General features: G+C 46.9%; 11 protein-coding genes. 6 read left to right on the forward strand and 5 right to left on the reverse strand.

Annotated features, from left to right (window positions below; genetic code table 11):
• Window positions 1-368 precede the first annotated feature (368 nt).
• Entirely contained in the window at window positions 369-587 is a 219-nt protein-coding gene (locus CRECT_RS12155) for a hypothetical protein (RefSeq protein ID WP_002943447.1), read from the forward strand.
• Between the two features lie 876 nt (window positions 588-1,463).
• Here CRECT_RS12155 and CRECT_RS12160 read toward each other — a convergent pair.
• The 5 genes from CRECT_RS12160 to CRECT_RS12180 all read right to left on the reverse strand — a co-directional run bounded on the left by CRECT_RS12160 (window position 1,464) and on the right by CRECT_RS12180 (window position 7,832).
• A complete protein-coding gene (locus CRECT_RS12160) occupies window positions 1,464-3,461 on the reverse strand; it encodes a TonB-dependent receptor domain-containing protein (protein WP_002943139.1) in 1,998 nt (665 codons plus the stop codon).
• Window positions 3,462-3,692: 231 nt separating this feature from the next.
• Complete coding sequence (gene recJ / locus CRECT_RS12165; RefSeq protein WP_002943294.1) at window positions 3,693-5,264, reverse strand: single-stranded-DNA-specific exonuclease RecJ; 1,572 nt, start codon at window positions 5,262-5,264, stop codon at window positions 3,693-3,695.
• On the reverse strand, window positions 5,254-5,400 hold the full coding sequence (locus CRECT_RS12170) for a hypothetical protein (RefSeq protein WP_002943525.1): 147 nt from the start codon (window positions 5,398-5,400) through the stop codon (window positions 5,254-5,256). Before CRECT_RS12170 ends, recJ begins: the two co-directional genes overlap by 11 nt.
• 139 nt (window positions 5,401-5,539) lie before the next feature.
• Window positions 5,540-5,923 carry a hypothetical protein gene (locus CRECT_RS12175; protein ID WP_157752351.1) on the reverse strand — a complete coding sequence of 128 codons (384 nt, stop codon included), beginning with the start codon at window positions 5,921-5,923 and terminating at the stop codon, window positions 5,540-5,542.
• Window positions 5,924-6,140: 217 nt separating this feature from the next.
• A complete protein-coding gene (locus CRECT_RS12180; RefSeq protein WP_002943524.1) occupies window positions 6,141-7,832 on the reverse strand; it encodes a CTP synthase in 1,692 nt (563 codons plus the stop codon).
• A gap of 135 nt (window positions 7,833-7,967) precedes the next feature.
• On the opposite strand from CRECT_RS12180, the gene CRECT_RS12185 reads away from it, so the two are divergent.
• The 5 genes from CRECT_RS12185 (at window position 7,968) to CRECT_RS12200 (ending at window position 12,187) form a co-directional block, all read left to right on the forward strand.
• Window positions 7,968-8,183 carry a DUF4492 domain-containing protein gene (locus tag CRECT_RS12185; RefSeq protein ID WP_002943185.1) on the forward strand — a complete coding sequence of 72 codons (216 nt, stop codon included), beginning with the start codon at window positions 7,968-7,970 and terminating at the stop codon, window positions 8,181-8,183.
• 1 nt (window position 8,184) lies between these two features.
• Window positions 8,185-9,714, forward strand: coding sequence for a cytochrome ubiquinol oxidase subunit I (locus CRECT_RS12190; RefSeq protein WP_002943066.1), 1,530 nt, complete (start codon window positions 8,185-8,187; stop codon window positions 9,712-9,714).
• Window positions 9,707-10,825, forward strand: coding sequence for a cytochrome d ubiquinol oxidase subunit II (locus tag CRECT_RS12195; RefSeq protein WP_002943356.1), 1,119 nt, complete (start codon window positions 9,707-9,709; stop codon window positions 10,823-10,825). Before CRECT_RS12190 ends, CRECT_RS12195 begins: the two co-directional genes overlap by 8 nt.
• Window positions 10,826-10,833: 8 nt before the next feature.
• Window positions 10,834-10,962, forward strand: a complete 129-nt coding sequence (locus CRECT_RS13045; protein WP_002943393.1) for a hypothetical protein — start codon at window positions 10,834-10,836, stop codon at window positions 10,960-10,962.
• A 79-nt stretch (window positions 10,963-11,041) separates the two neighbouring features.
• Window positions 11,042-12,187: an iron-containing alcohol dehydrogenase gene (locus tag CRECT_RS12200; protein ID WP_002943439.1), complete on the forward strand. Its 1,146-nt coding sequence runs from the start codon at window positions 11,042-11,044 to the stop codon at window positions 12,185-12,187.
• Window positions 12,188-12,577 lie beyond the last annotated feature (390 nt).

The following is a 12,577-nucleotide window of genomic DNA, read 5'->3' on the forward strand; positions in this document are numbered from 1 at the left end:
ATTGATTTTTTGCTCTTTACCCGCCGGTGGCGGCTATGAGCTGCTTGAATGTATTAAGTAGCCTTAAATCCGAATTACAGGGAGAATTATAGCAGACGACGGCTTAAAAATTTATATAAATCTGCTTAGTTTTTCTTGAATTTTATATGGTAAAAATTGATAGCTATTATTATTTAAAACAACACTATTATTTAATATATATTAATATCTAATCCTGCCGCCTTGCCCCTTCCCTATCCTTGGCTATTTTTTTGATTTGAGAGATTTGCCATTGATTTGCGCCAAAAGCCGCTTACCGCACAAATTTTGCTGCATTTTAACCTAAAAGTTATATAATGGCTCTATAATTTCTTAGCAAAGGAGCTAAAATGGCGACAGATCGCGAGTTGGTTAATTTCTCCCAGGAGCACGAGCTAAACACGGTGCTGGCAAGACACGGCAAGGCTCAAAGCAAAGCAAATCGCGAGATGCTTTGCGAGCTTGGCAAAGCGTGCAAAGAAAAACTAGGCAAAAAAGTGCTAAGGCAAGATGAATTTGACGAGTTTTTAAAGCCTTTTTTAAATCGCTTGGAGAATAAAAAAGCATAAATTTCGGGGGCTTTCCCCGAAATTTCTATCAAAATTAGCCGCTTTTCAAATATTTCTACTATTCTCTCGTTTTCAAATTTATTTCTTTACATTGAGACATTAAAGTATTGCCTTGAAATATAGTGCAAATTTACCAAATGATAAAGAAATTATTACTAACGAGATTTTCTAATTTATATACTTGCCCTCCTGCCCGAACATTGTAGCGGGAGAGCTAAATGTTATTTGCAATCCTTTTTTGTCATATCTATCTTAGCAAAATTCTTACTGCCGGCGTAGTCGTATACCACGAGGCTTTGTCTATAAACTAACTCATACCACAATAATTCTCTTTTAAAATGCCATCTTGGATGTTTTTAAATATCTCAACTTGTTCTTTAGTAAATTCGCTAAATTTAACATCCGTATTGTCGTTTATCGTATAGAGATATTTTACTATACCGTCTTCACAAACAGCGCCCGAGAGAGTCGTGACATCGTCAAGCTTTATATATGCAAGTTAAATTTGTAAGAGATTTGCCCGAGCTTTGTCGCTTGCAGGCGCTAAATTTAGAGCCTACTTGTGCATTTTAGGGCCATTCAGACTGCTCGTCGCGTTTTAAATTTGACTTCAAATTTGACCGCTAAGCGTTTGCAAATTCGGCCAAATTTAGTATCTATTATAAACCGTGCCGAATTAGCCTTAGATGGACTAGGCAAATTTGTAAATTGACGCGAGATGCCAAGCGTTATAATCGCACTCAAATTTACAAGCTACAAGTCAATAAGAGCAAGCAAAAGCCACACAAGACCGATTTAATATTAGCTCAAATTCGGCACGGCTTTTAAGAGCGAAGCACAAAGCCGAAACCGCACCGAATTTAACCGAGCTACGCCTTAAAAATGCACCTTAAATTTCGCCCAAAAGCTTCTACCCGGCTCATAAAGCCTAGTGCCGTTCAGGATAGTCTCGTAGCCTGCGATACCGCCGCCGTAGCCGCCTTTTGAGTTATGATAGGCGTATTTGGCGTCGTTTAAATTTTCCGCCACTAGCAAAAATTGATAATTTTTATATTTATAGCCCGCGCTTAGCCCCAGCGTCCAAAAGCTATCGCTCTTGCCCAGGTCCATACCGCCCACGTCGCCGTAGCCCTTTTGCGCGCGGTTTTGCGACGCGTTAGCATAGAAGTCGGCCTTGACGAACCAGTCGGGCTTTTCTAGGCCGGCGCTTAGTTTAAACGCTAGAGGCGAAATCTTAGGTAGCGCGTCGCCGTCTTTTAAGCCGCCCGCGTTTTTAGTTACCTTGCCGTAGACGTAGGATACGCCCGCCCCCAGCCTAAACATATCGGCCAGTAGCGTAGTGCCCTCGATTTCGCCGCCGTATAGTAAGGCGTCGGTGTTAAACGCGCTAGAGGACATACCTATAGGATTATATTTTAGCATGATGTAATCATCCATCTTTGAGACGAAGAAATTTGCGTTTAGCTCGTAGTTTTGATCTTTTAGTACTGCGCCAAAATCCAGCTGAGTGTTTCTTTCTTTATTTAGCGCCAGTTTCGCATCCTTGTTCGTTTCCCAGTGATCGGGCATCCTTTGCGCGTGCCCTAACCCCGCATAAAGCGTTAAATTTTGCAGATATTTTTCGTATCTAAAAAAGCCGGAAAATAAATTTTCTCTCCTGATCTTATGTGTTTTTAGCAACTTTCTCTCGCCCGCGTCCAGCCTGAGTCCGCCAAAAAGCCCGTAGTCGTTTTGAGCGACGTATTCGTTTTGAGTGTATATCGTTTTATACGTTACCTTACGCTCTTTTACGTGCGGCTTTGATACGGCGGCGTCCATTTTGGCCTTGGATACGCCGGCTCCGCCCGTTCCGGCACCTCGCCATTTAAAGGAGTCTTGCGAGTAGCCGGCGCCGACGAAGCTGGTTAGATCATCGAAATCTAACTCGCCTTCTAGCTTAAAGCCGTACATATCGCGTATCGGGTGACTGATGCTGTATCCCTTGCCGCGCCCCGTACCCGGCACCACCGGACGCATAGTAAAGTTGTCCATTATATGGTCGATTTGATGATAATACGAACTTAGTCTGATCTTGTGTTCGCCGACGTCTTGTTCAAATTTGAGCCCGAAAGACTTACGGTCAAACTGCACGCCGTCCCTCATCCTGTCGGCGTATGCCGCTTCACCCTCTCCCAGATCCGCACTTAGCTGCAAGGCGGTAGTATCTGTGGGCGTTAGCGTACCCACGAGCGAGACGCTATTGCGTTTATAGTGCGTATGCATTTTCTGTCCGTCACCGCTTTTGTAGTCGCCACTCTCATAGTGTCCGCCCGAGACTTCCAGGCTGCCCAGCTCGTTACCGGCCGCTACGTCTGCAGTAGTTTCAAACCGCTTAAAACTACCGCCCAGCACGCTTACGTTTCCTCCGAAGCTCGGTTTTGACAGCCTTTCTATCTCTCTATCAAAAAATATACCGCCGCTAATGAGCGCGCCGTATCTGACGTCTTGCGGACCTTTTACGATGCGAACCGAACTGTAGTTTTGCGCCGAGATGTAGGTGATGGGCGTATCCATGCGCATGCCGCAGCCGCCGTTTAGCGTGCTGCCGTCGATCAGCACCGGCAGTCTAGCCGCCGTCTGCGAGCGGTAATAAACCTCACTGCCGCCTCCGCCCTTGCGCTCCATCGTAAAGCCGTTCAAATTTGAAAGCGATTTGGCGATGTCGCTGTTTTCCAGTATCGCGCCTTTGCCTGCTATTTGGGCGTTAGTCGGCTCGTCGAGGGCTGATTTTTGCATTTTTGACGAAACGGTAACGGGGCTCAAATTTACCGCTTCTTCAGCGTTAAGCATCAAATTTGACGCCAAGGCCAGCGCCAAAACGTAAGAAATTTTCATTTTCGCTCCTTTAAAATTAATATTTTATATTAAAATTTAAGCAAAAATAAACTTAAATAGAGAACGAATCTTTATGTAAGATTAATTATTTTATATAAAATTTAGCTCAAATCCTGCTATTTCGGTCGTTTGCGCTAAGTGTGTAGAAAAGTAACTTTAGCGGATTAGAATTATAAATTTAAGCAATCTCGGCTTCATCAAATTTGAGCTTGACAAAACCGAGATTAAAATTTACGAAATTTCCTTCACCAAAAGCTGCGGCGTAACAAGCCCGCGAAACGAGTTTTTCGATACCGAAAAAACAAGATCGATACTCTCGCCTGCGTGCGGCTCGCGAGTGAAGTTAAAAAACAGCGCCTCAAGGCATTTGCCGTCTTTTTGCAGGATGAGTTTTAGGTGATTTTGCTCCCTGCCGATTAATTTTTTGTTTTTGACGACGGCTGATTTGATCTCAAAGAGCGGGCGCGGATTTTTCTGTCCGTAGGGCTCGAAATACTCCAAAATTTCAAGTAGCTCAAAGTCCACCTCGCCTGCGTCTATCTCGCCCAGCGGCTCGTCAAATGCGCTAAATTCGTGCAGGTCCATCAGCATACACGAGCCGTTTATCGCGGTCTTAAACGCTTCTAAATTTGCCGGATCTATCACGATGCCGGCAGCTCCTTTGTGTCCGCCGTAGCCCGCGAGCAAATTTTCGTGGCTCGCGATGAGCGAGAGGATGTCTAGCTTGCCCACGCTTCTAGCGCTGCCTTTGGCACGGTTTTCATCGATACTAAAGACGATGGCGGGCTTTTTAAACTGCTTTGCCAGGCGCGAGGCGACGATGCCGATGACGCCCTCGTGCCAGCCCCTGCCCCAAGTCACGATGATCTGCTCGTCCTCGCGCACGTCCTTTAGCGAGCACTCAAAAAGCGTGCGCTCCTCCTCCTTGCGCGAGTTGTTAAAGCTCACGATGGTATCGAGGCACTCGCAAGCGCGGTCGATATTTTTGGCGCGCAAAAACTCAAAAGACACGCTCGCATCGTCCATACGGCCGGAGGAGTTGATGAGCGGCGCGATGAGAAAGCTGATGTCGTCGCACTCGAATTTATCCTTGGCGTAAAACTGCTTTATCGCCGCAAAAGCCGCTCTGCGCGAACTATTTAGGCGATTAACGCCAAGCTTAACCAGGATGCGGTTTAGGTCGCGAAGCTCCATCATATCGGCGATTATCGCGATAGCGAGGAGGTCTAGAAATTTACCCATATCGTAGTTGATGCGGCATACGTCCTTTAGCGCGCCGACTAGATACCACGCGACTTGAGCGCCGCAAATTTCGACGTTTGGGAAAGGGCAATCCTTTTGCTTGGGGTTAATAATCGCATAGGCTTCGGGCAAAACGTCGGGGGGCATATGGTGGTCGGTGATGATGAGATCGATGCCTTTTTGCTTGCAAATTTGAGCCGCGTCGTTGGCCGAGATACCGTTATCTACGGTCACGATGAGGCCCGCATCCGCGATCTCCTCGACGATTTGCGGGTTTAGACCGTAGCCGTCGCTAAAGCGGTTAGGAATACGCACGAAATACTCGCTAACGCCCAAATCATCGAAAAATTCGGCCATTATGACGCTGGCGATCACCCCGTCTACGTCATAGTCGCCGACGATGACGATTTTTTCGTTTTGCTCGATCGCACGTTTTATGCGCTCAGCTCCCTTAAATACGTCCTTTAGCGCATCGGGCGTAGGAATTTCTGAAAGTTTTTTGTGGATGTCCTTTTCAAATCTTCGGCTCAGTAATTCCTTTATTTTCTCCTTATTGAGCATCGTTTTGACGGGCTTTTGCGTAAGCCTCGCCTTTAGTCGCCGCCTCGCCGCCGTTTTTGCCTAAATTTTCGCTCGACTCGGGAGTTAAATTTACCTTCGCGCCGCAAAAAAAGCTAAATTTTGGTTCAAATTTCATCTTTTTCCTTCGTTTTTATTTTTTAATGCGCAAATTATAGCTTTTTGAAATTTAATTTCTTATAATTGTAAATAAAACGGCGATTTTGCAGGCTAAGCGTAGAAATAAATGCTTTGTTAAATTGATAGTCTTTACAAATTTATCGTTTTAAAAACGCAAACGCGAGTGTAAAATTTAACGCAAATTTTAGGTATGAAAAGGCAGCCAAGGAGCCTTGGGTATCTATAATCGGCACCGCGGACGACCGCATAGAAATTTTAATCAAGAAGACCGAGGCGGCGAGCAAAATTCCTTTGTAAAATTTAAACGACAACCCCTCTCTTGCCGAGATTTTAAAAACGCGGAGCGAATGCCGACCGTAGTCGAGGCTTCGCAAGGCGATGTTTTTAGCGTGCGTCCCGCCCGAGCTTTGAGCGCGGCACGGCATAACGCCCGAGCTTTTTATGCCCTCTCGCTCGCCGCTTTGGACGTGTATTAAGGCGGAGAAATCGTGCGATCCCAAAATGCGCGTAAAGATACGCATCAGCGCCGCAGCCAAAAAATAAAATTTACAAAATTTAGGCCGCTTTAACGAAAATTTGCGCCCAAATTCGGATTAAATTTGAGTGTGAATCGCCTTTTGATTTGAGTTTTACGGCAAAATTTAAAGACAACAGGATGCGAAATTCGAGCGGGTAAAGATGGTAAAAAGTAAAATTTAAGCGAGCAAAAGAAAAATTTAGAGCGCAAAGGCTCTAAATTTAAGATTTACAGTTTTCTAAACTAGCTTTGATGAAGCCCAAAACTACGGGATTTGGGCTCGTTAGGCGGCTGGTAAATTCCGGATGAAACTGCACGCCGACAAACCACGGATGCGCGTTTTTGGCTCCGTTTTCATCGCCTTTCGCGCCAAAGACCGCAGGCGAGCTAAGCTCGACGGCCTCGATCAGCCCGTCGCTCTCGCCGCTAACTATCAGGCCGTTTGCTTCAAATTCGGCTCTGTATTTCGGGTTGGCCTCGTAGCGGTGGCGGTGGCGTTCTTTTACGCGTTTGGCGCCGCCGTAGATTTGGCTTAGCAGCGAGCCCGGCTTCACGTCGCAGGTATATGCGCCAAGCCTCATCGTGCCGCCGATCGGGCTTTGGTGCGTGCGGATCTGCGTCTGACCGTGCGCGTCGATAAAGCTATCGATGAGATAGATGATAGGATTTACGCACTCAGGCTCAAATTCGACCGAATTTGCATCCTCGAGCTTTAGCACATTGCGAGCAAACTCGATGAGCGCCAGCTGCATGCCCAGGCAGATGCCAAGATACGGCACGCCGTTTTCGCGAGCGTATTTTATCGCCTCGATCTTGCCGCTCACGCCGCGCTCGCCAAATCCCCCCGCCACCAGCACGCCGTCAGCGTCTTTTAGCAGCTCCTCTACGTTTGAGGGTTCGATTTTCTCGCTATCTATCCATCTTAAATTTACCCTCGCATCCAGGCTTGCGCCCGCGTGAATGATGCTCTCGGTCAGGCTCTTGTAGCTCTCTTTTAGATCGACGTATTTGCCGACAAAGGCTATCGTGGTTTCTTTCGTCGGAGCGATGATGCGCTTAACTAGACTATCCCAGTTGCGCATATCGAGCCTTAGCTCGCCCAGGTCTAAAATTTCGGCGATCGGGGTTAAAACGTCTTGGTTATAAAACGCAAGCGGCACCTGATAGATGCTGGCCGAGTCTATACTCTCGATGACGCAGTTGCGCTCTACGCCGCAGCTGGCGGCTATTTTATCTTTTAGCTCGCGGTTTAGCGGCTGCTCGGCGCGGCAGATGATCATATCGGGACTAATACCGATACGGCGCAGTTCGCCGACGCTGTGTTGAGTCGGTTTGGTTTTTAGCTCGCCCGCGACCTTTATAAACGGCACGAGGGTTAGGTGGATATTCATCGCGCGTTTGCGGCCGACCTCGACGCGAAGGGCGCGGATAGCCTCCAAAAACGGCAAACCCTCGATGTCGCCTACCGTGCCGCCGATCTCGACGATCAGTATGTCGCGACCCTCGCCCGCCTTTTTGATGCGGCCCACGATCTCGCCCACGATGTGCGGGATGACTTGGATCGTTTTGCCAAGATAATCGCCTCTGCGCTCCTTTTCGATGACGGAGCTATAAACTCGGCCCGTGGTGAAGTTGTTATCCTGGCTCAGGCTCTCGTCTAAAAATCTCTCGTAGTGACCCAGATCCAGATCCGTCTCCGCGCCGTCGTCGGTGACGAAAACCTCGCCGTGCTCGAGCGGACTCATGGTGCCGGGATCTACGTTGATATACGGATCAGCCTTTAGCATGCTTACTTTTAAGCCCGTGTTTTTAAGAAGCGTAGCGATAGAAGCCGCCGCGATGCCCTTACCCAGCGAGCTTAGCACGCCGCCCGTTATAAAGATATACTTAGTTTGATTATCCGTTTTTTGCATATCGCGCCTTTTAAATTTTTAGCGCGATTATACCTTATTTAAAATTTATAAATGCTTGAGAATTGAAAATCAAATTTTATGAAATATAAATTTTAAAATCGTTTCTTAAGCTTATTTCTTGTAACATATTAAGTTATGATTAAAAAATATCTCAAAAATATCTCAAATCTATACATCGACGGCTTTAGACGAATGAAGCTGGGCAAGAGCCTGTGGCTCGTTATCGCCGTGAAGTTACTAATAATGTTCGGGATTTTAAAAGTATTTATCTTTGATGAAAGTTTAAATTCGAAATTTAAGACCGACGAGGCCAAAGCCGACTTCGTCATCTCAAATTTGACAAAGGAATAAAATGTCTGAAATCGCTTCGGTCGATTGGTCCAGGGCGCAGTTTGCGCTCACCGCGATATACCACTTTTTGTTTGTTCCGCTCACGCTGGGACTTAGTTTTATTATCGCCATTATGGAGAGTATCTATGTCAAAACCGGTAGCGGGCAGTGGCTAAAAATCACCAAATTTTGGCTAAAGCTCTTCGGTATAAATTTCGCTATCGGCGTGGCTACGGGCATCATAATGGAATTTGAGTTCGGAACCAACTGGGCGAACTATAGCTGGTTCGTGGGCGATATATTCGGCGCGCCGCTAGCTATCGAGGGCATACTCGCGTTTTTTATGGAGGCGACGTTCTTTGCGGTTATGTTTTTTGGCTGGGATAAGGTTAGTAAGAAATTTCACCTCATCTCGACCTGGCTCGTGGCTATCGGCTCAAATTTGAGCGCGCTTTGGATCCTCATCGCAAACGGCTGGATGCAGTATCCGATAGGCATGAAATTTAACCCCGCAACCGCCAGGATGGAAATGGAAAATTTTTTTGAAGTAGCGCTTAGCCCGGTAGGTATCATCAAATTTTTACACACCGTAACTAGCGGCTACGTGATCTCGGCGATCTTCGTTATTGGCATATCGGCGTGGTTTATCCTAAAAGGACGCCACATAATCATGGCCAAAAAATCGATCGTCGTAGCGGCAAGCTTCGGCCTCGTTACGTCGCTATTTTTGATGTTTAGCGGCGACGAGAGCGGATATCAGGTCGCACGCACTCAGCCGATGAAACTAGCCGCGATGGAAGGCCTTTATAAAGGCGAAACAAACGCCGGACTAGTCGCGATGGGCATACTAGATCCGTCTAAAAAAGCGGGCGACGACAAAGATCCGTTTTTCCTTGAGATCAAAGTTCCTTATATGCTCGGAATTATAGCTACGAGAGGGTTTAACAACTTTACGCCCGGCATCGATGACTTAGTATACGGTAACGAAAAATACGGCATAGAGGGCACAGTAAGCAAAATGGAAAAAGGCAAGATCGCCGTGGCTGCGCTAAAAGAGTATAAAGATGCGCAAAAAGCCAGCGATAAAGCGGCGATGAGCGCGGCTCAAAGCAAGCTTGAGGCAAATTTAAATTTCCTAGGCTACGGATACCTCGAAAAACCGACCGACGCAGTGCCGCCTGTTGGCCTAACGTTTTATAGCTTCCACGTGATGGTCGCGCTCGGTAGCTACTTTTTAGCGCTATTTTTCGTCGTGCTTTATCTTTGCATGGCAAACAATATCGAAAATTTCAAAAAGCTGCTCTGGCTTTGCGTATTTACGATACCGCTTGGATACGTCGCGGCAGAGGCAGGCTGGATAGTAGCCGAGGTCGGTCGCCAACCGTGGGTGATACAAGACTTGATGACCGTAGGCGTGGGAGCGACGAATTTATCGAGCATAAACGTCAAAATTTCGTTTATATTATTTGCCGTGCTTTTCACGGCTCTGCTCATAGCCGAGATAAAAATCATGCTAAAACAAATAAAAATAGGATTTGAAAACCATGCTTAGTTTAGAATTTTTACAAATTTACTGGTGGTGCGTAGTTAGCTTGCTAGGCGGTTTGCTAGTGTTTATGATGTTTGTTCAAGGCGGGCAGACGCTGCTTTTCGGGCTTTGCAAAAACGAGCTTCAAAAGGATATGGTGATAAATTCTATCGGGCGCAAATGGGAGCTTACTTTTACCACGCTCGTAATGTTCGGCGGCGCTTGCTTTGCGGCGTTTCCGCTGTTTTACGCCACAAGCTTCGGCGGCGCGTACTGGGTGTGGCTGGCGATTTTGTTTTGCTTTATCCTCCAAGCCGTGAGCTACGAATACCGCAAAAAACCGGACAACTTCCTAGGTCAAAAAACCTATGAAATTTTCCTTTTCATCAATGGCTCTTTAGGCGTTATACTGATCGGTATGGCGGTTAGCACGTTTTTTTCGGGTAGCGACTTTTTACTAAACGAGCACAACTTCGTACAGTGGCGCACGCCGTTTCGCGGACTTGAAGCGCTGGGCAACATCATGCTCTATCCGCTAGGCATCGCGATGTTTTTCCTAGCTCGCGTGGGCGGAGCGCTCTACCTCATCAACAACATCGACGATGCCGAGATAAGAGCTAGTGCTAGAAAAGCGGCTCTAAAAAATACGATTTTCTTTTTGCCGTTCTTTTTGATTTTCATCGCTTGGATATTTACCAAAGCCGGTTTTGCCTACGACGAGAGCGGCGTAGTGAGCTTAGTTGGCTTTAAATACGCTCTAAATTTACTCCAGATGCCGCTTGTGGCCGCGATGATAGTTATAGGCGTCGGACTCGTGCTTTTCGGTATATTTAAGGGCGCGTTTACGACCAGCATCTACGGTGTGGTGCCTTACGGCGCGGGCGTAGTGCTAACGGTTACGGGGCTATTTTTGATAGCCGGACTTGCAGACACTGCGTTTTATCCGTCGTTTTCAAATTTACAAAGCTCGCTCACGATCAAAAACGCAAGCTCCAGCCACTACACGCTAAACGTCATGGCCTACGTGAGCCTGCTAGTACCGTTTGTTTTAGGCTATATTTTCATAGTTTGGCGCGCGATGGATAGCAAAAAGATCACGGCCGATGAGATCAAGCACGATCATCACGCATATTAAGGATAAAAATGATAGAAGCGATAGTTTTTCTTTTTCTTTGGGTTTTGGCGCTTTTTGGCGGATATAAATTCGTCCATTTTAACATCAAGCACGTCGAGAAAAACGACGACAAATACTTTGGAAATTTGCGCGAATAAGCTCTGATCCGCAAATCTCGTTCTACTTAAATTTTAGCTTTTGTCGCTATAATGAAGCTAAAATTTTAAGGAGAACGAGATGTTTGACTTCACTTTTCACAACCCCGTAAAAATACGATTCGGCAGAGGTAAAGAACGAAATATCGGGCTTTATATGCGCGAATTTGACGCTAAAAGAACCCTACTGATCTACGGTAGCGACCGCATCAAAAAAGACGGACTCTTTGACGCAGTGGCAGCAAGCCTAAAAGAAAACGGCATAGAGTTTATAGAGCTTGGCGGCGTAGTTAGCAACCCCGTGCTAAGCAAAGTTTACGAAGGCATCGAGCTAGCTAGGAAATTTAACGCCGATAGCGTGCTAAGCGTAGGCGGAGGCTCCTGTCTAGATAGCGCCAAAGCCATCGCCGCGGGCGCGCCATACGAAGGCGACGTGTGGGATTTTTTCACAGGCAAGGATCCGAGCCGCGCGCTAAAAATTTTTGACGTCATCACCCTTGCGGCAACCGGCAGCGAGATGAACTCGGGCGCAGTCGTGACAAACGAAGCTACGAAGCAAAAATTCTCCATCCACGGCAACGTCCTGTATCCGCTAGTCTCAGTGGTAAATCCGCAGCTACAAGCCAGCGTGAGCCGCGAGTATCTGGCCTACTCTGCCGCCGACGTCATCGCGCACAGCATCGAGGGGTACTTCACCGCAAGCGTGCAGCCTGGCATCATCAACCTCTACATCGAAGCCAACATCAAAACCGTGATGAAAACGACTGAAATTTTACTAGCTGCCCCCGATAACTACGATGCTAGAGCCGAGTTTGCCTGGGCGGCGACGATGGCGCTAAACGGCCTAACCTACGTCGGCACGCACGGCTACTCCTACCCGAACCACATGCTAGAACACGCCATGAGTGCGGTCGTAAACTGCGCGCACGGAGCGGGTCTAGCAGTCATAATGCCTGCGTGGATGAAGTGGTATAAGAGCCGAAATTTGGGCGCATTCGAGCGTTTTGCGCGGGAGATTTTCGGCGTAAGCTCAGCGGACGAGGGTATCGAGGCGTTTAAAACTTGGCTAAGTAAAATCGGCGCTCCGGTTAGCCTAAAAGCCGTCGGCATAGAGGGCGAAACGCTAGACGAGGTCGTAAATTTAGCCTACGACTACGCGGCAAACTGGCGCAAAGATAAGCTCTATACGAAGGAAAATATCAAAGCGATTTTTGAGCTGACGAAGTAAATTTGAGAAAATATATTTGATCAAATTATCGGTCGTTGCTTTTGCGCTTTCAATTTTATATTCAAATTTGGTGAATTTTAAAATTCAAACCAGGTCACGGAAGCACGATGTGAAGTAAATTTTACTCCTTTAAAATGATAAATCCAAAAAGCGAGCCCAAAAAAGTATTCCAAGCATAGGTCGGTGCAGCCTTTATCTTACGTTGCATCTTTGGCTTTTGAGTCGCCACCCTTAAGCTCAACTTTAGGCATAAGGATAGGCAACTTGCCGACCCTAACGGCAACATAGATGTTAAGTGCCATAAGCACAGCAAAAGTCACGCGTCAAACGAGAAATACCAAAGTCTGCTGAAAAATCAAGCACGTTCCAGCCAAGTACCTAATGCGTGTC

This window comes from Campylobacter rectus, assembly GCF_004803795.1.
Classification (GTDB): Bacteria; Campylobacterota; Campylobacteria; order Campylobacterales; family Campylobacteraceae; genus Campylobacter_A; species Campylobacter_A rectus.

What these genes read in the sequence shown, in the direction of transcription:
- CRECT_RS12180 (WP_002943524.1), bottom strand. Translation starts at nt 7,832, where the DNA reads ATGCAAAAAACGGATAATCAAACTAAGTATATCTTTATAACGGGCGGC.
- CRECT_RS12195 (WP_002943356.1), top strand. Translation starts at nt 9,707, where the DNA reads ATGCTTAGTTTAGAATTTTTACAAATTTACTGGTGGTGCGTAGTTAGC.
- CRECT_RS12160 (WP_002943139.1), bottom strand. Translation starts at nt 3,461, where the DNA reads ATGAAAATTTCTTACGTTTTGGCGCTGGCCTTGGCGTCAAATTTGATG.
- CRECT_RS13045 (WP_002943393.1), top strand. Translation starts at nt 10,834, where the DNA reads ATGATAGAAGCGATAGTTTTTCTTTTTCTTTGGGTTTTGGCGCTTTTT.
- CRECT_RS12155 (WP_002943447.1), top strand. Translation starts at nt 369, where the DNA reads ATGGCGACAGATCGCGAGTTGGTTAATTTCTCCCAGGAGCACGAGCTA.
- recJ (WP_002943294.1), bottom strand. Translation starts at nt 5,264, where the DNA reads ATGCTCAATAAGGAGAAAATAAAGGAATTACTGAGCCGAAGATTTGAA.
- CRECT_RS12190 (WP_002943066.1), top strand. Translation starts at nt 8,185, where the DNA reads ATGTCTGAAATCGCTTCGGTCGATTGGTCCAGGGCGCAGTTTGCGCTC.
- CRECT_RS12200 (WP_002943439.1), top strand. Translation starts at nt 11,042, where the DNA reads ATGTTTGACTTCACTTTTCACAACCCCGTAAAAATACGATTCGGCAGA.
- CRECT_RS12185 (WP_002943185.1), top strand. Translation starts at nt 7,968, where the DNA reads ATGATTAAAAAATATCTCAAAAATATCTCAAATCTATACATCGACGGC.
- CRECT_RS12175 (WP_157752351.1), bottom strand. Translation starts at nt 5,923, where the DNA reads ATGCGTATCTTTACGCGCATTTTGGGATCGCACGATTTCTCCGCCTTA.
- CRECT_RS12170 (WP_002943525.1), bottom strand. Translation starts at nt 5,400, where the DNA reads ATGAAATTTGAACCAAAATTTAGCTTTTTTTGCGGCGCGAAGGTAAAT.